This is a genomic window from Streptomyces sp. NBC_00247 (genome assembly GCF_036188265.1).
Lineage (GTDB): Bacteria > Actinomycetota > Actinomycetes > Streptomycetales > Streptomycetaceae > Streptomyces.
Window position 1 is genome coordinate 384255 of record NZ_CP108093.1, and the last position, 22866, is coordinate 407120.

Annotated in this window: 22 protein-coding genes; 2 read left to right on the top strand and 20 right to left on the bottom strand. The window is 70.4% G+C overall.

What is annotated here, in order from left to right:
- Positions 1 to 11: 11 nt before the first annotated feature.
- On the bottom strand, positions 12 to 1208 hold the full coding sequence (locus tag OHT52_RS01400; RefSeq protein ID WP_328718243.1) for an ABC transporter permease: 1197 nt from the start codon (positions 1206 to 1208) through the stop codon (positions 12 to 14).
- Positions 1205 to 2233: a non-homologous end-joining DNA ligase gene (gene ligD / locus OHT52_RS01405; protein ID WP_328718244.1), complete on the bottom strand. Its 1029-nt coding sequence runs from the start codon at positions 2231 to 2233 to the stop codon at positions 1205 to 1207. The genes OHT52_RS01400 and ligD overlap by 4 nt, the downstream gene beginning before the upstream one ends.
- Positions 2234 to 2309: 76 nt before the next feature.
- Between ligD and OHT52_RS01410 the strand changes: the two genes are divergently transcribed.
- Positions 2310 to 3374, top strand: a complete 1065-nt coding sequence (locus OHT52_RS01410) for an ATP-dependent DNA ligase (RefSeq protein ID WP_328718245.1) — start codon at positions 2310 to 2312, stop codon at positions 3372 to 3374.
- Positions 3375 to 3599: 225 nt separating this feature from the next.
- On the opposite strand, the gene OHT52_RS01415 is transcribed toward OHT52_RS01410, so the two are convergent.
- The 15 genes from OHT52_RS01415 to OHT52_RS01485 form a co-directional block, all read right to left on the bottom strand.
- Positions 3600 to 3842, bottom strand: a complete 243-nt coding sequence (locus tag OHT52_RS01415) for a hypothetical protein (RefSeq protein WP_328718246.1) — start codon at positions 3840 to 3842, stop codon at positions 3600 to 3602.
- A gap of 194 nt (positions 3843 to 4036) precedes the next feature.
- Positions 4037 to 5335 (bottom strand): lytic transglycosylase domain-containing protein, encoded by a 1299-nt coding sequence (locus OHT52_RS01420; RefSeq protein ID WP_328718247.1) that lies wholly within the window; start codon positions 5333 to 5335, stop codon positions 4037 to 4039.
- A 19-nt stretch (positions 5336 to 5354) separates the two neighbouring features.
- On the bottom strand, positions 5355 to 6122 hold the full coding sequence (locus tag OHT52_RS01425) for a hypothetical protein (protein WP_328718248.1): 768 nt from the start codon (positions 6120 to 6122) through the stop codon (positions 5355 to 5357).
- Positions 6123 to 6168: 46 nt separating this feature from the next.
- Positions 6169 to 6711 carry a hypothetical protein gene (locus OHT52_RS01430; RefSeq protein ID WP_328718249.1) on the bottom strand — a complete coding sequence of 181 codons (543 nt, stop codon included), beginning with the start codon at positions 6709 to 6711 and terminating at the stop codon, positions 6169 to 6171.
- Positions 6712 to 6767: 56 nt separating this feature from the next.
- Positions 6768 to 7499: a hypothetical protein gene (locus OHT52_RS01435; RefSeq protein WP_328718250.1), complete on the bottom strand. Its 732-nt coding sequence runs from the start codon at positions 7497 to 7499 to the stop codon at positions 6768 to 6770.
- The gene (locus tag OHT52_RS01440; RefSeq protein WP_328718251.1) at positions 7496 to 8017 is read right to left on the bottom strand and encodes a hypothetical protein; all 522 of its coding nucleotides are present in this window, start codon (positions 8015 to 8017) and stop codon (positions 7496 to 7498) included. Before OHT52_RS01440 ends, OHT52_RS01435 begins: the two co-directional genes overlap by 4 nt.
- Positions 8014 to 9267 (bottom strand): MlaD family protein, encoded by a 1254-nt coding sequence (locus OHT52_RS01445; protein WP_328718252.1) that lies wholly within the window; start codon positions 9265 to 9267, stop codon positions 8014 to 8016. Before OHT52_RS01445 ends, OHT52_RS01440 begins: the two co-directional genes overlap by 4 nt.
- Positions 9264 to 10421, bottom strand: a complete 1158-nt coding sequence (locus tag OHT52_RS01450) for an MCE family protein (RefSeq protein WP_328718253.1) — start codon at positions 10419 to 10421, stop codon at positions 9264 to 9266. The genes OHT52_RS01445 and OHT52_RS01450 overlap by 4 nt, the downstream gene beginning before the upstream one ends.
- Positions 10418 to 11638: an MCE family protein gene (locus tag OHT52_RS01455; RefSeq protein WP_328718254.1), complete on the bottom strand. Its 1221-nt coding sequence runs from the start codon at positions 11636 to 11638 to the stop codon at positions 10418 to 10420. The genes OHT52_RS01450 and OHT52_RS01455 overlap by 4 nt, the downstream gene beginning before the upstream one ends.
- Positions 11639 to 11640: 2 nt before the next feature.
- Positions 11641 to 12660, bottom strand: coding sequence for an MCE family protein (locus OHT52_RS01460; protein WP_328718255.1), 1020 nt, complete (start codon positions 12658 to 12660; stop codon positions 11641 to 11643).
- Positions 12657 to 13688, bottom strand: a complete 1032-nt coding sequence (locus OHT52_RS01465; protein ID WP_328718256.1) for an MCE family protein — start codon at positions 13686 to 13688, stop codon at positions 12657 to 12659. The genes OHT52_RS01460 and OHT52_RS01465 overlap by 4 nt, the downstream gene beginning before the upstream one ends.
- Complete coding sequence (locus OHT52_RS01470; RefSeq protein ID WP_328718257.1) at positions 13685 to 14992, bottom strand: MCE family protein; 1308 nt, start codon at positions 14990 to 14992, stop codon at positions 13685 to 13687. Before OHT52_RS01470 ends, OHT52_RS01465 begins: the two co-directional genes overlap by 4 nt.
- Entirely contained in the window at positions 14992 to 15795 is an 804-nt protein-coding gene (locus OHT52_RS01475) for an MlaE family ABC transporter permease (RefSeq protein ID WP_266711964.1), read from the bottom strand. Before OHT52_RS01475 ends, OHT52_RS01470 begins: the two co-directional genes overlap by 1 nt.
- A 3-nt stretch (positions 15796 to 15798) precedes the next feature.
- Complete coding sequence (locus OHT52_RS01480; RefSeq protein ID WP_328718258.1) at positions 15799 to 16653, bottom strand: MlaE family ABC transporter permease; 855 nt, start codon at positions 16651 to 16653, stop codon at positions 15799 to 15801.
- Entirely contained in the window at positions 16650 to 17645 is a 996-nt protein-coding gene (locus OHT52_RS01485) for an ABC transporter ATP-binding protein (RefSeq protein ID WP_328718259.1), read from the bottom strand. Before OHT52_RS01485 ends, OHT52_RS01480 begins: the two co-directional genes overlap by 4 nt.
- Before the next feature lie 942 nt (positions 17646 to 18587).
- Between OHT52_RS01485 and OHT52_RS01490 the strand changes: the two genes are divergently transcribed.
- A complete protein-coding gene (locus OHT52_RS01490) occupies positions 18588 to 19520 on the top strand; it encodes a hypothetical protein (protein WP_327179129.1) in 933 nt (310 codons plus the stop codon).
- A gap of 126 nt (positions 19521 to 19646) precedes the next feature.
- On the opposite strand, the gene OHT52_RS01495 is transcribed toward OHT52_RS01490, so the two are convergent.
- The 3 genes from OHT52_RS01495 to OHT52_RS01505 form a co-directional block, all read right to left on the bottom strand.
- A complete protein-coding gene (locus OHT52_RS01495; RefSeq protein ID WP_327179128.1) occupies positions 19647 to 20210 on the bottom strand; it encodes a hypothetical protein in 564 nt (187 codons plus the stop codon).
- A gap of 50 nt (positions 20211 to 20260) precedes the next feature.
- The gene (locus tag OHT52_RS01500; protein WP_328718260.1) at positions 20261 to 21787 is read right to left on the bottom strand and encodes a DUF6801 domain-containing protein; all 1527 of its coding nucleotides are present in this window, start codon (positions 21785 to 21787) and stop codon (positions 20261 to 20263) included.
- Positions 21788 to 21936: 149 nt separating this feature from the next.
- Complete coding sequence (locus tag OHT52_RS01505) at positions 21937 to 22512, bottom strand: hypothetical protein (protein WP_266711952.1); 576 nt, start codon at positions 22510 to 22512, stop codon at positions 21937 to 21939.
- Positions 22513 to 22866: the final 354 nt, after the last annotated feature.

Genomic DNA, 22866 nt, shown 5'->3' on the forward strand with positions numbered 1-22866 from the left:
CGACCGGGCGTTCAGCCGGGTGCCGCCGCGTGCTCGGGCTCCTTCGGCCGACCGCCGGGGTGGCGGTGGCGCCAGGTCCAGAACACGGCGCAGGAGACCAGGGCCCAGACGCCGAGCACCAGATAGGGGAAGAGGAACTGGTGCCCGTGGTAGTAGACGGCGGTGTGCTGGGCGTTGACGGAGGCGCCGGGAGGCAGCCAGCGGCCGATGTGCCCGAGCAGTGACGGCAGCAGCGGCCAGGAGACGGCGCCGCCGGACGACGGGTTGCCGAGCAGCACCATGACGCCCCAGGTCGGGAGCATCGCCCAGCGCCCGATGAGGGTGTTGAACATGGTGAAGACCATGGCGCAGGTGAACATCGTGTAGGCCAGGATCAGCCAGGACTGGAGGAAGGGCAGGTCCAGTGCCCCGAGCCCCCAGTCCACCACGGCGGCGATGGCGAACCCTCCGAGCAGCGCGTGGGCGACGGTGAAGAGGATGCGTTCCAGCGGGTTCAGGCTGCGGGCGTGGACGCTGAGCTGGATGGCTCCGACGAAGCCGAGGATGACGGCGGCGAGCGAGATGTAGAAGAGCGCGAGTCCTCGCGGGTCGCCCGGCTGGAGGGGCTTGACGTCGCGGACGGTGACCGGAACCCCGACCGCCTTGCCCACCTTCTCGCCCGCCTCGGCGAGGAGCTGGGCCACCGAGGCGCCGGAGGCCCCCGCGACGTCGAGGTGCACGCGGTCGTCGTCGGCGCGCAGGATGGTGAAGACGCGTTGTTCCTGGAGCGCTTCGTCGGCCTCGGCCATCGTGTCGTACTCGTGCAGGACCAGGGAGGCGTCCAGGGCCTTCTCCATCCCCGCCACGAACTCGGTACCCCGCGGCGGAGCCGGCTGCCCGATCACGGCGGCCGGAATCCGGTGCGGGGTGGGGTTGGCCATGGCGTAGGTGTACGAGCCGGCGAAGAGGCCCGCCGCGGCGGCGAGGATGAACAGCAGCACGGTCGCCGGGAAGTACGGCGATTCCTTGAAGGCGTGCCACTTGTCGCGCGGGGTGGAGGGCCGGCCGTGGGCGCCGTGCGGGGCGCGGCGGCCGGGCGCGGGGGTGGCTCCCCCGCCGTCGTCGACGGCGGCTCCCCCTGCGCCGTCGGGGGTGGGTCCCCCGCCGCCGTCGGGAGTGGCTCGCCCGCCGTCGTCGGCGCCCTCCGGCGGTGTGCGTTCTCCGCTCACGCGTCGGTCTCCGGTTCGTCGTCGTGCCGGGCGCGGCTGGGCTGCACGCGCTTGGGCTCGCCGGGCATCTTGGGGTACTCCGGCGGATAGGGCAGGTCGCCGTGGCCGTGTTCCCGCTCGTCGCGCGCGGCGAGTTCCAGCAGCAGGTCGAGGCGGAATGCGTGCTGGTCCATGTCGGCGTGGACGTCGCCCACCTTCGCGTACCGCTGGGGCATGGTCCTGATGTCGAAGTCCCGGGGCTCGGCGTCGTCGATCTCCTCCCAGCGCAGTGGGGCGGAGACGGGCGCGTGCGGGAAGGGGCGTACGGAGTAGGCGGAGGCGATGGTCCGGTCGCGGGCGGTCTGGTTGTAGTCGACGAAGATCCGCTCGCCGCGTTCCTCCTTCCACCAGGCGGTGGTGACCCGGTCCGGCATCCGTCTCTCCAGTTCCCGCCCCACCGCGATGGCGGACCGGCGGACCTCGGTGAAGGTCCACTCGGGGACCAGCGGCACGAAGACGTGGATGCCACGACCGCCGGAGGTCTTGGGCCAGCCGCGCAGCCCGTGCTCCTCCAGGACGACGCGGAGTTCGTGGGCTGCTTCCACGGCGTCGGCGTAGTCGGTGCCGGGCTGCGGGTCGAGGTCGATGCGCAGCTCGTCGGGGTGGTCGGTGTCGGTGTTCCGTACCGGCCAGGGGTGGAAGGTCAGGGTGCCGAGGTTGGCCGCCCAGAGGACCGCGGCGAGTCCGGCGGGGCAGATCTCGTCGGCGTGCCGGCCGCTGGGGAAGGAGATGCGAGTGGTCGGAATCCAGTCGGGCACGTTCTTCGGCGCCCGCTTCTGGTAGAAGAACTCGCCTTCCACCCCGTCCACGAAGCGCTGGAGGGTGGTGGGCCGGTCGCGCAGCGCGCGGGTGATGCCGTCGCCCACCGCGAGGAAGTACTCCGCCACGTCCCTCTTGGTGTAGCCCTTCTCCGGGAAGTACACCTTGTCGGGGTTGGACAGCCGCACCGGCCGTCCGTCCACGTCGAGTTCCACCGCAGCTCCCATGTCGGCCACCGTAGGCGGGGTACGCAAATGCCGCACATCGAATGACGGGCGGTGGAGTTCCGCGCAGAATCGGACCATGGACCTGCCGGTGATGCCTCCCGTGAAACCGATGCTCGCCAAGTCCGTCCGGGCGATCCCGCCCGGCATGCAGTACGAGGCGAAGTGGGACGGCTTCCGGGCGATCGTGCACCGCGACGGCGACGAGGTGGTGATCGGCAGCCGTACCGGCAAGCCGCTGACCCGCTACTTCCCGGAGCTGGTCCCGGCGGTCCTGGAGTCGCTGCCGCCGCGCTGCGTGATCGACGGGGAGATCGTCCTCGCGCACGGCGGGCGCCTCGACTTCGACCGGCTCAGCGAGCGCATCCACCCGGCCGAGTCCCGGGTGCGGACGCTCGCCGAGCGGACCCCCGCGTCGCTGGTCGCCTTCGACGTACTGGCCCTGGACGACCTGTCGTTGCTGGACACCCCGCAGGCCGACCGGCGCACGGTACTGGAGGCGGCGCTCGCCGGCGCGGTGCCACCGGTCCACCTCGCCCCTGCCACCACGGACCGGGAGGTCGCGCGGCGGTGGTTCGACCGGTACGAGGGCGCGGGTCTGGACGGTATCGTCGCCAAACCGCTCGACCTGTCCTACCGGCCGGACACCCGCGCCATGTTCAAGATCAAGCACGAGCGGACCGCCGATTGCGTGGTGGCCGGCTACCGGGAGCACAAGAGCGGCCCGGTCGTGGGTTCGCTCCTGCTGGGGCTGTACGACGACGCGGGCGCACTCCAGCACGTCGGCGTCTGCGCCTCCTTCCCGATGAAACGCAGGGCCGAACTGGCCGAGGAACTGGCGCCGTTGCGGACCAGCGCCGCCGAACACCCCTGGGGCGCCTGGGCGAACGCCGAGGCGCACGAAGGAGCCCGGCTGCCCGGGGCGCCGAGCCGCTGGTCGGGGAAGAAGGACATGTCGTGGGTGCCGCTGCGTCCGGAGCGGGTCTGCGAGGTGAGTTACGACCACATGGAGGGCGACCGGTTCCGGCACACCACGCAGTTCCGCCGCTGGCGCCCGGACCGCACCCCTTCCGGCTGCACCTACGGACAGTTGGAGGAAGTGGTGCGGTACGACCTCTCCGAGGTGCTGTCGGGGACCGCGTGAGCGTGCGCGCGGGCCCGAGCTCGACGCGATCCCGCGTTCGTCGACCGACCTCTGACTCCCCACAGGCGCCTGGTCGTTGCCGGGCGGAAAGAGCTCTCGGACCTTGTCGGCGGCACGGTAGTCGTCCGGCACCCCCTGGACCGACGCGACCTTCCAGGTCGCGTGTTCGGTGCGGAGCGGCAGGATCTCCTGGTAGCCGATCACGTAATCCGCGGGACGCCGTCGTCATGCCGGCACCTTGTCCAGGAATCCGCGGACGTCCTGGATCTTGCCGAGCGCACCCACGACCGATGCCACCAGGCGCTCGCCACGGAGATCGCCGGGTTCCTCGACGGAACCGGCGCCGCCACCCCGTCCACGGGACCGGTGGTCACGCTCGCCATCGACGTGGAAGGGACCCCGCTCCGGTTCTTCGGCACCTCGGCCACTCTCGGCACGGCGACCGACGCCGCCCTGGAAGGGCTGCACCTGGAGACGTTCCTGCCGGCCGACGAGGAAACGCGACGCCACTTCATGTGCTCCCCGCGCGCGGGGATGGTCCCATGCGGCTCGACCGTGCTCCCCGCGCGCGGGGATGGTCCCATGCGGCTCGACCGTGCTCTCCGCGCGCGGGGACGCCCCCCCAGGGCCAAGGGCGTAGGTACCTCGATGAAGCGGGGCCGCTACTCCGCCGTGCCTGCGGCCGGGTCGGTGCACGGGGCGTCGGTGGCCTCCGGGTCGGTGGCCGGGACCGTGCACGTGGGCTCCGGGTCGGTGGTGGCCGGGTCCGTGGGTTCCGTCGTGGCCGGGTCCGTGGGTTCCGTCGTGGCCGGGTCCGTCGGGTCGGGCGTGCCGGTGTCGGTCGGGTCCGGGTCGGGGGTGGTGCCCGGGTCGGGAGTCGTACCCGGATCGGGTGTGGTGCCCGGGTCCGGAGTCGTACCCGGGTCGGGTGTGGTGCTCGGGTCGGGGGTGGTGCCCGGGTCCGGAGTCGTGCCGGGATCGGGGGTCGTGCTCGGGTCCGGGGTTCCGGACGGGGCGGGGGTGGGCGAGGTGGGCGGGCGGGGGGTGCCGGAGGGCTGGGGGCCGATGATGATGCTGCCGGGGCCCCCGACCGGGGCGGACGGTTCGCTCGGGCCGCCCGCTCCGGGGCTGGTGGGCAGGGGGCCTTGGCCGTCCGGCACGGGGTGCACGCCGTTGTCGTAGTACGCCAGCCAGGACAGCACCGTGCGCAGGTAGGTGTCCGAGTGGTTGTAGCTCAGGATCGCCCGGTCGAGGTCGGCGGAGACCGAGAGGTTGCGGGCCCCCGCGCACAGGTAGCGGCCGGCGGCGAGCGCCGCGTCGTAGACGTTGCTGGGGTTGCGGCGGCCGTCGCCGTTGCCGTCCTGGGCCCAGTGGGCCCAGGTGGACGGGATGAACTGCATCGGGCCCACGGCCCGGTCGTAGGTGCTGTCGCCGTCGTACGCGCCGTTGTCGGTGTCCCGGATGTTCGCGAACCCGGCGCCGTTCAGGACGGGCCCCAGGATCGGCGAGAGCGTCGTACCGGCCTTGTCCACCCGGCCTCCGGCGGCGTGCCCGGACTCCACCTTGCCGATCGCGGCGAGGAGTTGCCACGGCAGCCGGCAGGCGCCGTCGGTCCGGCCCACCGTGCTCTCCGCCTTGCGGTACGCGGCGAGCACGGTCGACGGGATGCCTGCCTGGGCCCATGCCTCGACGACGGCGGGGGCCCGCTGGTCCGCGCCCGGCTTCTGCGCGGTCGGCAGGGTCAGCGGGGCCGGCGACTTCAGGGGCGGCAGTTCGGTGTGGTACGAGTCGTCGTTGGGCACCTGCGACCAGACCACCTCGTCGGTGGCCACCTTCGTCGCCTCGTCCTGGTGCGCGGTGCCCGCGAAACCCGGTGCCTGCGAAGCCGTGAGCGCGGCCATCGCGGCGACGGCCGTGGCCGTGCCGGTGATTCCGCGCCGCATGGAGCCGTTGAACCTCATCTGTCCGTCTCTCCCCGGGTCACTGGGTGAAGGTGTCGATGGTCGCGATCAGCCAGCGGCCGTCCTTGCGGACCGCGTCCACGGCGAACATGGCCGCCGCGTAGGTCGTCTCCTCCTTGGCGCCGGTACGGGTGTTGCTCTGGTCGGCGAAGACGAGGAGTCTCGCCCGATCGCCGTCGAGCTGTTCGACCGCGCTCTCGGTGACGGTCGTGGTGAGGACGAGCTTCTGCTTCGGCGCCTGTTCCCGTACCTCGGCGAGCATGTCCTGGTGCTGCTCCACCGCCTTGCCCGTCAGGTAGGTCTTCGCGGCGCGGTCGGACTTCTCGGTGGAGGCGTAGTCGTAACTGAAGACGGCGCCGACCGCCTCGGTGATCTGCCCCTTGACCTCGCTGGTGCGGGCGATGTCGGTGAGCGCCGTGTTCCGGCGGCTCGGGTCGTCCCGCAGGGTGGCGGCGGAGGTGAACGCCCAGGCGGCGAAGACGCCGAGGAGCACGGTGAGTACGCACAGCAGGGCGGGGAGGCTGATACGGGGACGGGGAATCCGGCGCCCCGGGGGCGTTGCCTGCTCGTCCGCGGCTTCCGGGGCCTCCGACCGCTCCGCGGCTTCGGACGGCTCCGGGTCGTCGGCGGGATCGTCGTCCCGTTGATCGCCACCGCCCGCGCCGGCAGGAGCGGCAACGTCCGCTTCGTCGGCGGTCGGGGAGGTCTCGTGCGCCGCCGTGGTGCGGTCGGCGGCGACGGTGGCCAGCCTGCGCTGCCGGTTGACGAGGTGACGGGTCGTCGACATGTCCGGGGTTCCTCTCGGGGTGGGGCGGGGTGGCGGGAGCGGCGGGTCAGCCGGCCGTGTTGCCGACGGGCGCCTGGCCGAGGGCGCTGAGCTTCCACCCCTGGGAGGTCCGGGTGAGCTGGCCAAGCATCCGGCTCTCCTTCACCGCCGGATCGCCCTCGGGTGCCTTGACGGTGACGCGCAGGGCCACCATCAGGCTCGCCTTGCCGGCCCGTTCGTCCAGTTCCGTGACGGCGCCGGACAGCACCTGGGCGGTGCTCGTCGTCTTCGCCGCGTCGATCTGCTGCACGAACGCGTCGCGTCCTTCGACGAGTTGCTGATGGAGATCGCCCGTCGTGGAGTCCTCCCAGCTGTCCAGTCCCTCCTGGAGCCGGGCGTGGTCGAGCGTGTTCATGTTCTGCACGGCCTGCTCGCCCGCCGCGAGGGCGTCGTCGCGGGCCTGTGCGTACGAGGCCGAGTCGTCGTGCGCCGCCGTGTACCAGGACCACCCGCCCCATCCCGCCGCGACCGCCGCCACGAGTGCCAGCGCACTCGCCGCCATCACCAGCGGATTCGCCCGCGGAGGTGTCGTTCTGCCTGCCCGTGCCATCGCTGCCTCTCCCCTGCCGGCCCCCGTACGGGCCGGCACCGTGTCGCTGTGCCTCGTCACCTGGAGGTGATGTCGACGATCTGCCAGACGTCGTCCTGCTGGTGGGCGGTGACGGAGAGCTGGGCGGGGGCCGAGGTGGCGGCCTTGCCCTCGCGCTCGTACACCTGGTCCATGAAGACCAGCAGGTGGGCGCTGTCGCCGGTGAGCCGGACGACACCGACTCGCACGACGTGGGTGGTGAGCGTCAGCTTCTGGTCGGCCGCCTGCCTCTCGACCTGCCCGAAGAGCGCCGCGTACTGCTTGAGTGCCGCTCCCGCCAGCAGGCGCTGGGCGGCGGTCTTCGTCGCGGCGGTGGTGCCGGGCGCGTACGAGAAGACCGTGGTGAGGGCGCTGCTGACGTCGGCGGTGACCCGGTCGGTCCCGGCCGTGTCGGTGAGCGCCCGGTTCGCGGTGGCGGGGGTGTCCCGGATCTGTTGGCCGCGTACGAAGAGACCGGCCCCGGCGGCGATCAGCAGGACGGCCAGCGCGCCGGCCAGGACGCGGCGCCACCGGGCGAAACGCCCGGTCGCCCCGGGCGGTGCGTCCTCGGACGGGGTGTCCTCGGCGGCCGTGTCCTCGGACGCCGTGTCCTCGGACGGCGGGGTGGGCGCCTCCGCGGCAAGTCCCTCCCGATCGTCCACGTGCCGGCCGGTCACGCTCACCGCCGCCGCCTCTCCGCTGTCGTGCCGACCGCCGTCGTACTGACCGTCGTCGCGCGGTGTCGTCGTGCCTGCCCGGGTCGCGCTCATGTGGCCGCTCCGACCGGGATCGCGGTGAGTGCCTTGACCTTCCAGCCGTCGCCCGTGCGCTCCAGGGCGGCCTCGAACCGCTTGCGTTCGGTTCCGGCCGCTCCGGTGCGCGGGGTGACCTTCACGTCCACGGTGGCGATCAGCTCCGCCGTCCCGCCGCGTTCGTCGAGGGCGGTGAGCGCCGCGTCCGTGACCGTGCCCTTGGCACTGGTTCGGGCCGACTCGAAGGCGCTCGCGTCCTTGGCGCGGGTGCTCTTCAACTGGTCGTGGAGCGGCCCCGAGGTGACCCGTAGCCAGCCGTCGAGCCCTGCCTCGATCCGTGCCGCGTCGGTGCCGTCCATGCTGTTCAGCCGGGCCAGCTGGCTCCGGCCGGCGGCGAGTGCGGCGTCCCGGCTCTTGGCGTACGCGAGGGAGTCGTCGCCCCGGGCCGCCGCGTAGGACCAGCCGCCCAGCGCGCAGACGAGCACGGCGGCGAGGAGGACGGCCCAGCCGGTGAGGTTCTTCGCCCGCGCGCTCACTCGCCTCCTCCCAGTCCGAGCAGCCCGGCCATGGTGGTGGCGGACCCGCCGGAAGAGGTGGCGGACAGGGCGCCGGGGAGGATCGTGTCCGCCGTGGAGCCGCTCAGCGTCGTCACCGGCTTCACCGGCGCGGGGACCGCGCCGCCCTTCGGGGCGTTGGCGGAGCCGCGGACCTCGATGCCGGTGCCGGGGGACGAGGTGCAGCGCGCCCCGGTGTTGACCGCGGGGCCCCGGGTGGTGTCCAGGCCGTTGCGGTAGACGGTGCCGCCGTATCCGGCGGTGCAGGGCAGCGGTTCGAAGAAGGTGACGGCCATCCCGAAACGTGCACCGTCCTCGTCCACCACGCTCGCTCCGGCGGCGGCCACGGCGGGCAGTTTCACCAGGAGTTCCTCGATGCCGCGCTGCCGGGTGACGGCGACCTCGGAGGTGGTGAGCAGGTTGGCGACGACGACGCCGAAGCCCGGGTCCAGGTCGCGCATGAGCGCGCTGAGCTGGGTCGCGGCGCCCGGGGTGGCGGCGATCAGCCGCCGCAGGTCGCTGTCGGAGCCCTTCAGCTCGGCGGCCAGGTCCTTCGCCCCGTCGGCGAAGCCCTTGAGCGCCTCGCCCTGTTCGGCCTGGGTGCGCAGCACCGTCTCGCCGTCCTGCATCAGCTTGATGTTGGCGGGGAGCGCCTTGTCGGCGGCGTCCACGAACTCGCTGCCGGTGTCCAGCAGTACCTGGAGGTCGTCGCCCCGGCCGGCCAGCGCCGTGCCGAACTCGTCGACGACGGTGCGCAGCGATTCCAGGTCCACCGAGGACGCCAGGTCGTTGACGCTGACGAGTACGTCGGTGGGAGGCGCGGGGATGGTGGTGTCGGCCTGGTCGATCACCGATCCGTTGCCGAGGAACGGGCCGGTGGCGCGGGTGGGGCGCAGGTCGACGTACTCTTCGCCGACCGCCGACAGGTTGGCGACCACGGCGGTGAGACTGTCGGGTATGGGCGGGGAGTCGTTGTCGATGCGCAGTTCGGCCTCGACTCCGTCGTCGGTCAGCTCGATGGGGCCTACCCGGCCCACGGAGACGCCCCGGTAGGTGACGTTGGAGTGGGTGAACAACCCTCCGGTCTGCGGCAGTTGCACCTTGACGGTGTAGTAGTCGCGCAGCCCGACGAAGTGGCCGAGGTCGGCGTAGCGGACGCCGAGGAAGCCGAGGACCAGTACCGAGATCACGAGGAAGGCGATGTTCTTGAGGCGGACGGCCGTGGTGATCATCGCTCGCTCCCGGTGCTCGAAGCGGTCACCGAGGGAAGCGGCAGGGGGAGCGAGGCGAGGGACGCCGTCTGTGCCGTCGGCTCGGTCGGGGTGGTCGTCGCGTCGGGGTCGTACGGCGGGATGATCCGGGTGCCGGGGGTGGCCGTCATGTCCAGGTAGACGTTGAGGTAGTCGCCCTTGACACCGCGCAGCACCTCGTCCGTGAACGGGTAGGTGGCGAGCACCTGGAGGGAGTCGGGCAGCGCGTCGCCGGAGTCGGCGAGCGCCTGGAGGGTGGGCGCGAGGGCCTTGAGGTCGGCGATCATGTCGGCCTTGCTCTTGTTGATCGTGTCGACGGCGACGGTGGACAGGGTGTCGAGCGAGCGCAGCATGGTCAGCAGCTGGCCGCGCTGGTCCTCCAGGACCTTGAGGCCGGGGCTGAGTCCGGTGAGCACGGTGCCGACGTCCTGTTTGCGGGTGGCGAGGGTGGCGGCGAGCCGGTTGACGCCGTCGAGGGCCTGGGTGATGTCCTCCTTGTGGTCGTCCAGGTCGGTGACGAGGGTGTCGACCCGCTGGAGCATCGACCGGATCTCCGGCTGCTGTCCGGTGAGCGCCTTGTTCAGCTCGGTGGTGATGGTCTTGAGCTGGGCCACTCCGCCGCCGTTGAGGAGCAGCGAGAGGGCGCCGAGGACCTCTTCGACCTCCGGGTTGCGGTTGGTGCGGACGAGCGGGATGCGGTCGCCGTCCGCGAGGGCGCCTTCGGCCTTGCCCTCGGTGGGCGGGGCGAGCTGGACGAACTTCTCGCCGAGGAGGCTGGACTGTTCGAGGCGGGCGAAGGCGTTGGCGGGGAGAGAGACGCTCCCGTTGATCCGCATGGTGACCTTCGCGGTCCAGCCGTCCTTGCCGAGCGCGATGTCGGTCACCCGGCCCACCGCGACGTCGTTGACCTTGACGGAGGACTGGGGGGCGAGACTGAGTACGTCGGCGAATTCGGCGGTGATCTCGTACGGGTGGTCGCCGAGGTCGGCGCCGCCGGGCAGCGGTAGCTGCTCGATCCCGCTGAACGAGGGTGCGTCGACCTGGGTGACGACCAGCACCAGGGCGACGCCGAGGGCGGCCACCGAGGCGGCCCCGGCGATCACCCGGCCTCTGGGGCCGTGCGCGGCCCTGCTCATCGGCCGGCCTCCTTCTTCTCGGTCCCGGAGCCGTCGGTCCCGGAGCCGTCGGCCCCGGACTTTCCGGTCCCGGTGGCCGCCTTCTCGGGCGTGCCGTAGACGGTGCCGACGGCGGGCAGCGGGAGGACGGGCAGTTCGGCCTGGCGGTCGGCGTCGACCGCGGCGAGTCCGCTCAGGGCGCTCGCGCCACTGCTGCCGGTCGCCGTGCTGCCGGTCGCCGTGCCGCTGGTCGCCGCGGGCTGGTCGGGGAAGTAGCCGCCCATGCTCAGCTCGTTGAGGTTGGCCCGTCCGTCCAGGGTCCGGTTGACCGGGTCGTACGCGTTGACGAGGTTGCCGGCCGTGAGCGGGAGCGTGTCCAAGGACTCGGCGAGCGAGGCCCGTTGGTCGACGAGGATCTGGGTGAGTGGGACCAGGGCGTCGACATTGGCCTTGAGCGACTCGCGGTTGTCCTCGATGAAGGTCTTCACCTGGCCGAGGGCGGTGGCGAGTTCGGACAGCGCGGCGCTCAGGTTCTCCTTGTCCTCGGCGAGGAAGCCGGTGACGGAGTCCAACTGCTGCTCGGCGGAGCGGACTTCTCCGTCGTTGTCCTTGAGCATGGTGGTGAAGGACTGGAGGTAGGACAGGGTGTCGAAGAGGTCGGTACTGCTCTTGTCGAGAGTCTTCGTCGCCTTGCCGAACTCCTCGATGGAGTCGCCGATAGCCTTGCCGTTGCCGTCGAGGTTCTGGGCCCCGGTGTCCAGGAGGCGGGCCAGCGCCCCGTCGGCGTTGGCACCGTCCGGGCCGAGCGCGGTGGAGAGTTCGGTGATGGAGGCGTAGAGCTGGTCGACCTCCACGGGTGCGGCGTTGCCGTCGGCGGGGAGTACCGCACCGTCGGCGAGGGTGGTGCCGCCGGTGTAGGCGGGTGCGAGCTGGATGTACCGGTCGGCGACGAGGCTGGGGGCGACGAGTACGGCGTGCGCCCCCTCGGGGACCTTGATGTCCTTGTCGACGCGCAGGGTGACCCGTACCTCCTGGCCCTGCGGTTCGACGGAGGTGACGCTGCCCACCTTGACACCGAGGATGCGCAGGTCGGAGCCCGGGTAGACGCCGGTGGCCCGGTCGAAGTACGCGGTGACCGTGGTGGTGCCCTCCTGGTCGAGGGCCATCACTCCGGAGGTGGCCGCGACGGCCACGACGGCGAGTCCCGCGCCGATGCCGATGACGCGCGTGAGTCTCATCTTCAGCTGCCCCCTTCCTGTTTGGGCGGCATGCATCCGGCCGCGGGGGTCGCGTCGGCCGGCAGGTAGTTCTTGGGCACGACACCGCAGACGTAGTTGTCGAACCAGCGACCGTTGCCGAGGGTGTTGCCGACGAGCCGGTTGTAGGAGCCTGCCATCGAGAGCACCTTGTCCAGGCTGTCCTCGTTCTTCACCAGAACGGCGGTGACCCTGCCGAGCGCGTCCAGGGTGGGCTTCAGCTGCTTGTCGTTGTCCTTCACCACGCCGGTGAGCTGGATGCCGAGGTCCTTGGTACCGGTGAGCAGCTGGTGGATGGAGTCCCGGCGGGCCTGGATCTCGCCCAGCAGGAGGTTGCCGTCCTTCAGCAGCGTCTCGAAGGAGCTCTCCTTGCTGGAGAGCGTCTTGGTGAGCTGTTTGCTCGCGCCCAGCAGGGTGGCGAGTTCGGCGTCGCGCTCGGAGACCGTACGGGAGAGGGCGGACAGGCCGTCCGCCGCGCTGCGGACATGGGCCGGGGAGTCCTTGAAGGTGTCGGAGATCGCGTCGAAGCTCGCGGCGAGCTGGTCGGTGTCGATCTCGTCGATGGTCTCGCCGAGTCCGTTGAACGCCTGGGTGACGTCGTACGGGGAGGTGGTGCGGTCGGCCCCGATGCGCCGGGACGGGTCCTGGGCGGTGGTCCCGAGCGGGTCCACGGCGAGGTACTTGTCGCCGAGGAGGGTCTTGATGGCGATGCCGACGGTGCTGGAGTTCCCGATCCAGGCGTCCTTCACCCGGAAGGAGACCTTGACCTTGGCGCCGTCGAGCGCGACCCCGGTGACCTCGCCGACCTTCACTCCGGCGATGCGGACCTCGTCGCCGTCGGCGAGCCCGGCCGACTCGGAGAAGTCGGCGGTGTAGGTCGTACCGCCCCCGATGAGGGGCAGGGCGTCGGCGTGGAACGCGGCGAACCCGACGAGACCGAGGACGGCGATGCCGGCGACCGAGACGGCGACGGGGTTGCGCTCCCTGATGGGGGTGATGTTCACGCCTGGCACCTCGGTTCGGTGATCGCGATGCCGGTGGGCGGGGTGCTGCCGTCACTGGTGGTGACCCCGGAGACCTTGGCCTCGCAGAGGTAGAGGTTCATCCACGACCCGTAGGAGGTGAGGCGGGTGATCGCCTCCATCTTGGCGGGGGTCTTGGCGAGGAAGTTCTCGATCTCCGGTGTGGCGTCGGCGAGTTGGTCGGAGAGCCGGCCGACCTGCTTGATGCTGTCCTTGAGGGGCTTACGGCCGTCCTCGAAGAGGTCGGCGGTGACGGTGGTGAGGGCGCCCATCGCGGTGACGGCCTCGCCGAGCGGTTTGCGGTCCCCGGCGAATCCGGTGACCAACTGCTGGAGGGTGTCGACCAGTTCGGTGAACCCGGCCTCGCGGTCGTTGACCGTCTTCAGCACCTCGTTGAGGTTCTTGATCACCTCGCCGATGACCTTGTCCTTGGCGGCGACGGTCGTGGTGAGCGAGCCGACGTGTTCGAGGATGCTGTCGACCGTGCCGCCCTCGCCCTGGAGCACCTGGACGATGGAGCCGGCCAGCTCGTTGACGTCGGGCGGCGAGAGGCCCTCGAAGAGCGGCTGGAAGCCGTTGAAGAGCTGGGTCAGGTCGAGCGCGGGGGTGGTGCGGGCGAGCGGGATGGTCTCTCCGGCCGTGAAGTTCTGGCCGACGGGCCCCGCGCCCTGGTCGAGGTCGATGTAACGCTGGCCCACCATGTTGAGGTACTTGATGGACGCGGTGACCGAGGCGGGGAGCGTACGACCCTTGCGTACGGCGAAGCGGACTTCGGCGACCCGGCGGTCGGCGAGGCCGATGGACTCGACCTGCCCGACCTTGACCCCGGCGATGCGGACGCTGTCGCCGACGACGAGCCCGGTGGCGTCGGTGAACCGGGCCTTGTACGAGGTGGTGTCCCCGACACCGGTGTTGGCGATGGACAGGGCGAGCACGGTGGTCGCCAGGGTCGTCACCAGGACGAAGACGATCGATTTCGTGAGGGGTCCCGCGAGGGAGCGGCGCTTCACTTGAGCTTCACCTCCGCACCGCGGAAGGCCGGACCGATGAGCACGCTGCTCCAGTCGGGCAGGTCCTGCGGCTGGACTTTCAGTGTGGGAGCGACGAGTTCGTTGACGAGCGCGCTCTCTTCGGGAGAGTTGGCGATGCCGAGGGTGCGTTCGCCGGCTGCCGCGTCCGTGGTGCCTTCGGCGGTGACGTCGCCGGTGGCGGCCGGTTCGCTGTCGTCGGCGGCCACCCGGGACTCGGCGGTGGGTGCGGTGGCGCCCAGGTAGGGCACGGTGTAGCAGTGCGGGCCGCCGGTGGCCGTGTAGCTCGGGGTGTCCCGGCCCGCGACGTACTTGCCCTTCGACGGGACGGTCTTGAGGGTGACGTGCAGGCCCGGCTGGTCGGTGCCCTTGCCGAGCGCCTTGTCCATGGCGGGCACCATGCCGGCCATGGTGCGCAGGGTGCAGGGGTACTCGTCGGCGTACTTGGCGAGGACTTCCAGGGTGGGGCGGCCGGAGGCGGAGAGCCGGATGAGGTTGTCCTTGTTCTTCCGCAGGAAGGCCGTGACGTCCTGGGCAGCGCCGGTCGCCGTCCCGTACAGGCCGGCCAGTTCGGCCTGCTGGTCGGCGATGGTGCCGCTGGTGGTGGTGAAGTCGGTGAGCGCGTCGACGATGTCCGGCGCCGCGTCCGCGTAGACCGAGCTGACCTTCACCAGTTCCTGGATGTCCCGGTTGAGCGTGGGGAGTTGGGGATTGAGCTTCTTGAGGTGGGCGTCCAGGGTGACGAGGGTGTCGCCGAGCTTCTCGCCGCGTCCTTCGAGCGCCTGGGAGACGGCGGTGAGGGTGGCGGAGAGCTTCTCCGGCTTCACCGCGGTGAGCAGCGGCAGGACGTTGTCGAGTACCTGCTCCAGCTCGATGGCGTTGCTGGAGCGGTCCTGCGGGATGACCGCTCCGGCGCGCAGCGCCTCGCCCGAGGGCACCTGCGGCGGTACGAGGGCGACGAACCGCTCCCCGAAGAGGGTGGTCGGCAGCATCTGGGCGGTGACGTCGGCGGGGACCTGGCGGAGCTTGTCCGGGTCGATGGCGAGGGTGAGCCGCGCCCCGTCGCCGTCCGCCGTGATGGAGCGGACCTGGCCGACGACGACGCCGCGCAGCTTCACGTCGGCGTTGTCGTGCATCTCGTTGCCGACCGAGCCGGTGCGTACGGTCACGGTGGCGTCGTCCTGGAAGTCCTTCTGGTACACCGAGACCGAGACCCACACCAGCACGGCGGGGACCAGCAGGAAGGTGACCCCGGCGGCTCTGCGGCGTACCGTCTGCGCGTTCATCAGCCGGCCACCTTCACGGTCGTCGTGGCGCCCCAGATGGCGAGCGAGAGGAAGAAGTCGGTGACGCTGATCAGCACGATCGCGTTGCGCACCGAGCGGCCCACCGCGATGCCGACCCCGGCGGGGCCACCCTCGGCGCGGAAGCCGTAGTAGCAGTGGGCGAGGATCACCAGCACGCTGAAGATCAGCACCTTGAGGACGGAGAGCAGTACGTCGTCCGGGGAGAGGAAGAGGTTGAAGTAGTGGTCGTAGGTGCCCTCGGACTGGCCGTTGAAGAGGACGGTGATGTACCGGGAGGCGACGTACGAGGAGAGCAGCCCGATCGCGTAGAGCGGGATGATGGCGACGACGCCCGCGATGATCCGGGTGGTGACGAGGTAGGGCATCGAGCGGACGCCCATCGCCTCCAGCGCGTCGACCTCCTCGTTGATCCGCATCGCGCCGAGCTGGGCGGTGAAGCCGGCTCCGACGGTCGCGGAGAGCGCGAGTCCGGCCACCAGGGGCGCGATCTCACGGGTGTTGAAGTAGGCGGAGATGAAGCCGGTGAAGGCGGAGGTGCCGATCTGGTTGAGGGCGGCGTACCCCTGGAGGCCGACGACGGTCCCGGTGAAGAGCGTCATCGCGATCATCACGCCGATGGTGCCGCCGATGACCCCGAGTCCGCCGCTGCCGAAGGCGACCTCGGCGAGGAGGCGCTGCACCTCCTTGGTGTACCGGCGCAGGGTGCGCGGTATCCAGATCAGTGCCCTTACGTAGAAGTTGAGTTGGTCGCCGGAGCGGTCGAGCCAGCTGAGCATGGACATCGGTCAGCCCCCCTTCGCGGGGACGATCTGGAGGTAGACCGCCGTGAGGACCATGTTCACGAAGAACAGCAGCATGAAGGTGATGACGACGGACTGGTTCACCGCGTCGCCGACGCCTTTGGGGCCACCGCGCGGGTTGAGACCGCGGTAGGCGGCGACGATGCCCGCGAGGAAGCCGAAGATGAGGGCCTTGAACTCGCTGATCCACAGGTCGGGGAGCTGGGCGAGCGCGGAGAAGCTGGCGAGGTAGGCGCCGGGGGTGCCGTCCTGCATGATCACGTTGAAGAAGTAGCCGCCGAGGGTGCCGACGACCGAGACCAGGCCGTTGAGCAGCAGGGCGACGAACATGGTGGCGAGCACCCGCGGGACGACGAGGCGCTGTACGGGCGAGACGCCCATGACCTCCATCGCGTCGAGCTCCTCGCGGATCTTGCGGGAGCCGAGGTCGGCGCAGATCGCGGAGCCGCCTGCGCCCGCGATGAGCAGCGCGACGATGAGCGGGCTGGCCTGCTGGATGACGGCGAGGACGCTGGCGCCGCCGGTGAAGGACTGGGCGCCCAACTGCTCGGTGAGCGAGCCGACCTGGAGGGCGATGACCGCGCCGAACGGGATGGAGACGAGCGCGGCGGGCAGGATGGTGACGCTGGCGATGAACCAGAACTGCTCGATGAACTCCCGCGCTTGGAAGGGGCGTCGGAAGACGGCCCGGGTCACGGCGATCCCGAGGGCGAAGAGCTTCCCGGTCTCCCGCAACGGTGCGAGCAGCCGCGAGGGCTGCCTCTGTACGGGCTGCGGGGAAGGTGCGGGTGGCGGCTTCTGCGGCGGCTCGGCCGGCCGCACCGGTGTCTCGGCGGTCACGGGCGGGCACCGCCGGTGGCCGTGGTCTCGCTGCGCAGGATGGCGTGCTGGGCGGCGACCGGCAGCTGGTGCATCATCGCGGCGACCCGCTCACGGCGGCGCAGAGCGCCCTGCCGTACGGGCATCCCGGGCGAGGGTTCCAGCTGCGGGACGACGCCGCGGGGCCCCTGGCCGGCGTGGCCGCCCGGGCCGTAGCCGTCGGAGGCCTCGGCGGCGAGCAGGGCGGCGTCCTTCTCCTCGGACATGCCGATGGGACCCTCGCGGCGGCCCGAGAGGAACTGCGAGACCACCGGCAGATCGCTGGTGAGCAGCACCTCGCGCGGACCGAAGGTGACGAGGTTGCGGGAGAAGAGCATCCCCATGTTGTCGGGGACGGTGGCCGCGATGTCGAGGTTGTGGGTGACGATCAGCATCGTCGCGTCGATCTGCGCGTTGAGGTCGATCAGGAGCTGCGAGAGGTAGGCGGTGCGCACCGGGTCGAGGCCGGAGTCCGGCTCGTCGCAGAGGATGATCTGCGGGTCCAGGACCAGGGCGCGCGCGAGGCCGGCCCGCTTGCGCATGCCGCCCGAGATCTCCCCGGGCAGCTTCCCCTCCGCCCCGAGGAGTCCGACGATGTCGATGCGCTCCATGACGATGCGACGGATCTCGGACTCCGACTTGCGCGTGTGCTCGCGCAGCGGGAAGGCGATGTTGTCGAAGAGGGACATCGAGCCGAAAAGGGCGCCGTCCTGGAACATGAGCCCGAAGAGTTTCCGGGTCTCGTAGATGTCCCGCTCGGGGCTGTTCACCATGTCGACACCGTTGATGAGGACGCGTCCCCGTTCGGGCTTGAGGAGCCCGATGATGGATTTCAGGAACACGGTCTTCCCGGTGCCGGACGGCCCGAGCATGACGCTGACCTCACCGGCGGGAAGCGTGAGTGACACATCCTGCCAGATGTTCTGTCTGCCGAAAGACTTGGTAAGGCCTTCGACGACGACTTCGATTCCCATCCCACCTCCTGCATGCACTCACGAAGTGACAGAAATGCGCCGACGGGCGCACGTTAAGTTCACGGACGCCACCAGGACAAGCCCTCGAACAGTCAAGAGGCCAAAGATCGGCACACTTGTCATCGAGTGACAAAACCCGGTGGCAATCTTGTTCCTTGCTGCGTACTCACCACGGACGGCGCAGGCGGGGGACGCCCGCCCCGTGAAGCCGGGGTCGAGGTGCCCCCGAGGGGCGAGAGTCCGGGCCGCAGGGGGGTGGCGGGACGGCGGGCTCCCGGGAGGGACGACCGGTGCGGCGGGCCGCTCCGGGTTCCGATCCCGCACGTGACGGCGGAGACCCGCACACTTTGCCGGGTGCTCACGGGGCGAGGCTACGGGCGGGTAACCTGGCAGGCAATACGCGTCGTCCAAGTTTTCCCGGCCAAACCTACGGCCCCGTATTTCTGCGCGAGAAGTGAGCAGTCCGGCCGTCGGAACTGTTCCCGGGTGACAATTTTCCCGTCGCCCGGCCCGCCCTCCGGCCACATCCCCGCACGTCACGCCCGCCCCGTACGGTATGCGCCGGCCAGGCGACCCGCACAAACGGAAACCTGGGCTCCGCATTTCGCGGGACGAGCTCTCCGCTCACCATCTGACAAGAATGGCCGGATAGGCACTCACCCAGGCACGAGAACAAGGCCGCCTTCGATGAATGTCAAACGCCGCCATTGTGCACCGGTGTGACCCGCCAGTAACGTCACGGCTCGGTGATAAGAGCGGAGCCACTCGGGAGCAGATCCCATCGATTCAGCGCTCATTTCACCGTAGCGATTCTCGTCGCCGCCGGAGCCGCTTCCCTCGGCGGACGCACCGCCCGTTCTCGGCGCCCGATTCACCGGGCGCTTTCCGAGCAACTCCGCGCATGCCGCCGCCCGTACGGCGGCTGCCGTCAAAGGGGATGACATGAGAGCCACTTCGAACCGGACGCGCATGGGACTGCTGGCCGGCCTCACCGCCCTCGGCGCCTTCGCGTCCATGGGATCCGCCACGGCCGCCACGACCCTCAACGGCAACTGGGCGTCCTTCACCCGGTGCCCGGTGGACTCGGCGGCCATGCTGGCCGCCGACGGCGCCACCGACACCGCGGTCTGCGTCTCCTCGCATTCCGCGAGCGGCTCCATCAAGCTCGGCAACACCGTGGTCCCGTTCGGCGCGAGCGACCTCCAGCTCGGCGTGGTGACCCACCCCAACAACACCTCGACGGCGGTCTCTCCGGCAGGCGGCGCGCTGGTCGCGGCACCGGCGGACATCCCCGGAGGTCTCCTCGGGCTGATGTGCCCGAGCGACATCTTCGTGATCACCGGCATCTGCAACAGCCTCGCCGACGTCAACCTCAACCGGGTGACGGCCACCATCGAGTCCGTCAACAACCCTTCGGACTTCAAGCTCCTGGCCGGCCTCGGCACCACCACGCCGATCATCACCCTGCCGGTCCGCATCCACCTGACGAACCCGCTGCTGGGCGACAACTGCTACATCGGCAGCTCGTCCGCCCCGATCCTGCTGCGCCCGAAGAACTCGACCCTGCCCACGGTCGGCTCCTTCCAGTTCAACGGGGACGGCTCCGACAACCCCGAGGGCGTGCTCGGCCGCATCAGCCTCGCGGGCGCCACGCAGTCGGACACCACCTTCGCCGCTCCCGGCGCCAACGGCTGCGGTCTCGGACTGCTCAACTGGGCGGTCAACCTCAAGACGGGCCTGCCCGCCGCCTCAGGCACCAACAGCGTGACGCTGAACAACGCGCAGACCAACGTCGTCACCATCAACGACCCGGGCGCCGCCGCCCCGAACGCCGGCAAGGACCTCGCCCGGTACTGGCACTCGGCCGTGAAGTAGAGCCTTCCGTCGGGATCGGGCTGGGCTCAGCCCGATCCCGACGGCCCTGACTCTCCCCGCACGGCCGTACGACAGTGGGGCCACCCTCGGTTCGAGGGTGGCCCCACTGCCGTACGCTGCCTTCCGCTACGAGACCTGGATGGTCTGGTGCGGGGTGACGGCGTAGTCGGCGTCGAGGTCGGTCGGATCGCCCGCCTGGAGCAGGCCCAGGCAGTTGGCGGCGCTCACCGTCATGGTGGAGCCGTCGACGACCAGGTATCCGGTGCCGTTCTCGTAGTGGCCGGTCAGGCTGCCCCCCAAATTCGCCGTGCAGCCGGTCCCCGTCATACGGAAGGCCAGCCCGCTCACCGAGACGCCGACCCAGGTGGGCCGGCCCGCCACCGCCCCGGTCGCGGTGAGCGGCCGGGCGCCCGACGTCAGGGTGATGCTGTAGGCGATGCCGGCGAGCGTGCAGCCGCTGAACGCCACGGAGCTCACCGTTCCGACCACGCTTCCGACGGGCGCCGGTACGAAGGATCCGGCCACGTCGGTCGCGGAGCAGTAGAACGACATCGCGGGCCAGGCCCAGGTCGCGGGTGCGCCGTGTCCCGAGAAAGCGCCTCCCGGAGTCACCACGTAGGAGGCGGAAGCCGTCGCCGACGCGGAAGTCGCCGTCAACGCCATCGCCGCGGACAGCGCGGCCACGAGCATGCCTGTGCTTCTCCTGCTTCTTCTCATCTCCATGGATCTCCTCGACCGGGTCAGTCGACAGCGGGGGTAGGGGCGCCGGGCAACGCGGGAAGCCTCGGCGGACAGTTCCAGACCGACGGGTCCGCGTCCGGGACGCACATGTTGGCCTGATTCAGCGCGATGGAGTTTCCCGGTCCGGATATCGACGCGGTGAACAACGCGTCCAGGTCCTGACCGCCGCTACCGCACCCGGAGAAAGCGGGTATGTCCAACGTCCCGTTGAGCGGTCCGCCCTCCAGTACGTTCAGATAGGGGTTCCCGCCGGTGAAGTCCCCGCGGAGCACTACCTTGTAAGGGCGCACGGTCCGGCAGTCGGGACCCACGTCGAGCGGTACACCGTTCACCGTCACATCGTGCAGCCGCATGGACTGCTTGAAGGAGACCACCGCGAAGTTCACGGGATACCCGAAGACCTCCATCACGTTACCGGTCGAGACGGTGAGAGGTCCGGTCTCGAACGAGACCTCGGCAGAGACGGGCTGGAAACCGAACGCGAGGAACGTCGACTCGGCGTCCGGCAGGTCGAGGGTGGCGAGCGAGTTGAACATGTTGTAACCGCCGCCTTCCATCTGCGGAGTGCGAACCGTGACCCGCTGGTTGGCAAGGGCGGAGAGCAACGCGGGCTTCTCGGAAGGGTCGTTGATGATCGTGGATCCGTTCAGTTTCTTGATGGTGGCGAGCCCCACCGCGTATCCACAGACCCTCTGGCCGGGCAGATTCAGCTGAAAGGGCGGTGCACCCGGGGGGATGACCGGGGCGTCGCTGATGTCCATCTCTCCCTGGGGCACGACATCGGGGCAGGACGTGTCGACGGGGGGCAACGGCGGCTCCCCCTCTGGGTCGCCCGGGTCCTCCCCGCCGCCCTCCCCCGGGTCGGTCTCCCCACCCGGATCCGGCGTCTCCGGCGTGCCCGCGTCCGGCACCAGAACCGTCGCCAGCAGGCCCGCTTCCCCTTCGGACCGGTCACAGGTCAGGGTCACCGGATCGGCCGGCGCCTCCTCGCCCTCGACGGCCGGGGCGCTCAGCCCGAGGGTCAACTGTCCTGCCGTCAGGGTGACGTCCCCGGCCGCGCTGACGGTGACCGAGGGGACCTCGCCCGTGTGCGCGAGCCGGACCTTCCCGTTCTCGTCGCCGGCCAGCGGCGTGGCGGGCGCGACGAACTGGGCCCACTGCGCCTGGGCCGTCTGGTCGTTCTGCACGACGTCCACGTCGAGCGTCGCGGTGCTGACGACCTCGCTGGCTCCCTCCGGCAACAACGGGGCGAGATCGGCAGCCTCGAAGTCGGCCGTCATGCTCACGTCCACGGGTGACATCGGCACATCCACCTCGCCGGTGGCCGGAAATGTCCCCCTTACCTCCAACGGCACCTGGACCGTGCCCGACGGCAGATCGCAGTCGTACGTCACCACGGCACTGGCGTCCACGTCGTCGGCCGCCGACCCCGGACCGCTCAGCAGTCCGGCGAGGGTGGCTACGGCCGCGACGGATGCCAGACGTACGGATCTGCGCGAGGCGGTCGCCGATGTCTTCTCGCTCATCCTGGCCCTGTCTTCCGCTGGGATATTCATGTACTGCCCGTTCCTTCACGCACCGCGTCCGCCGGACGGCCGCAGAACGCACGATCCGGGCCGACGGTGGCAGGGTCGCTGCTCACCGTCGGCCCGGAGGCTCATGTGCCGTGGGAGTACTAGGAGATCACCGGGTGGGTGCTCACCAGGTAGTTGGCGTTGAAGGCGGCCACGTCGTTGACGTTGATGAGGCCGAGGCAGTTCGCGGCCGTGGCCTTGAGCGTGCCCGTGCCGTTCAGGCCCAGCACCCAACTGGTGTTGTTGTAGGTGCCGTTGACCGTACCCGCGAAGGTCGCGGTGCACCCGACGCCGGAGATCTTCGCCGAGACGTTGCTGACGTTGCCGGTCACGATGCTGCCGCTCTTGGACAGCGCGTTGATGTTCCACGGCGTGGTGTTCATCGTCACGGTGAAGCTCAGCCCCGCCAGGTTGCACCCGGTGAAGGTGACCGTGTTGATGGTGCCGACCGTGTTGGTGGTGCTCGACGCCAGGTTGCCGGTCGCGGTGCTGGACGTGCAGTAGAGGGAGGCGAGCGGGACGCTCAGCGTCGGGCCGGAGGCGGTGGCGGTGTAGGCGCCGGGCGGGGTGACCGTCCACGGCGCCTGGACACCGGCCGAAGCGGACGAGACGGTCATGCCGAGGGCGGCGCCACCGGCGGCGAGGACGACGGCGGCTCTACGTGCAAGGGTGTTCACGATGGATTCCCTTCGGGGGAGAGTATCCCGATCCGGACATACTCGTCTCCGGAAAGAGGCGGTAATCCGGGGGGACAAGGGTGGTGTGAAGTGGCGGCCCGCCCTGACGGACCGCTCGACCGCTTGCGTTCGTCGATGACGCTACGGGCGGGTAACGTTCCTCCGCAACAGCCTTGCTGAAGAAATTCCGGAAGAGTGTTTTTCGGCCGGTCTTTTATTGGTCGGCGAGCAAGCGCCGGCCGCGCGTCGTCCGGTTCTTGTCGAGAAGTGAGCAAACGCGCGGTCCGCGAGACCGTGTCACCAGCCCCCACCGGGCCGGCCCACGCTCCCATTGCTCACAACTTCCCATGTCAG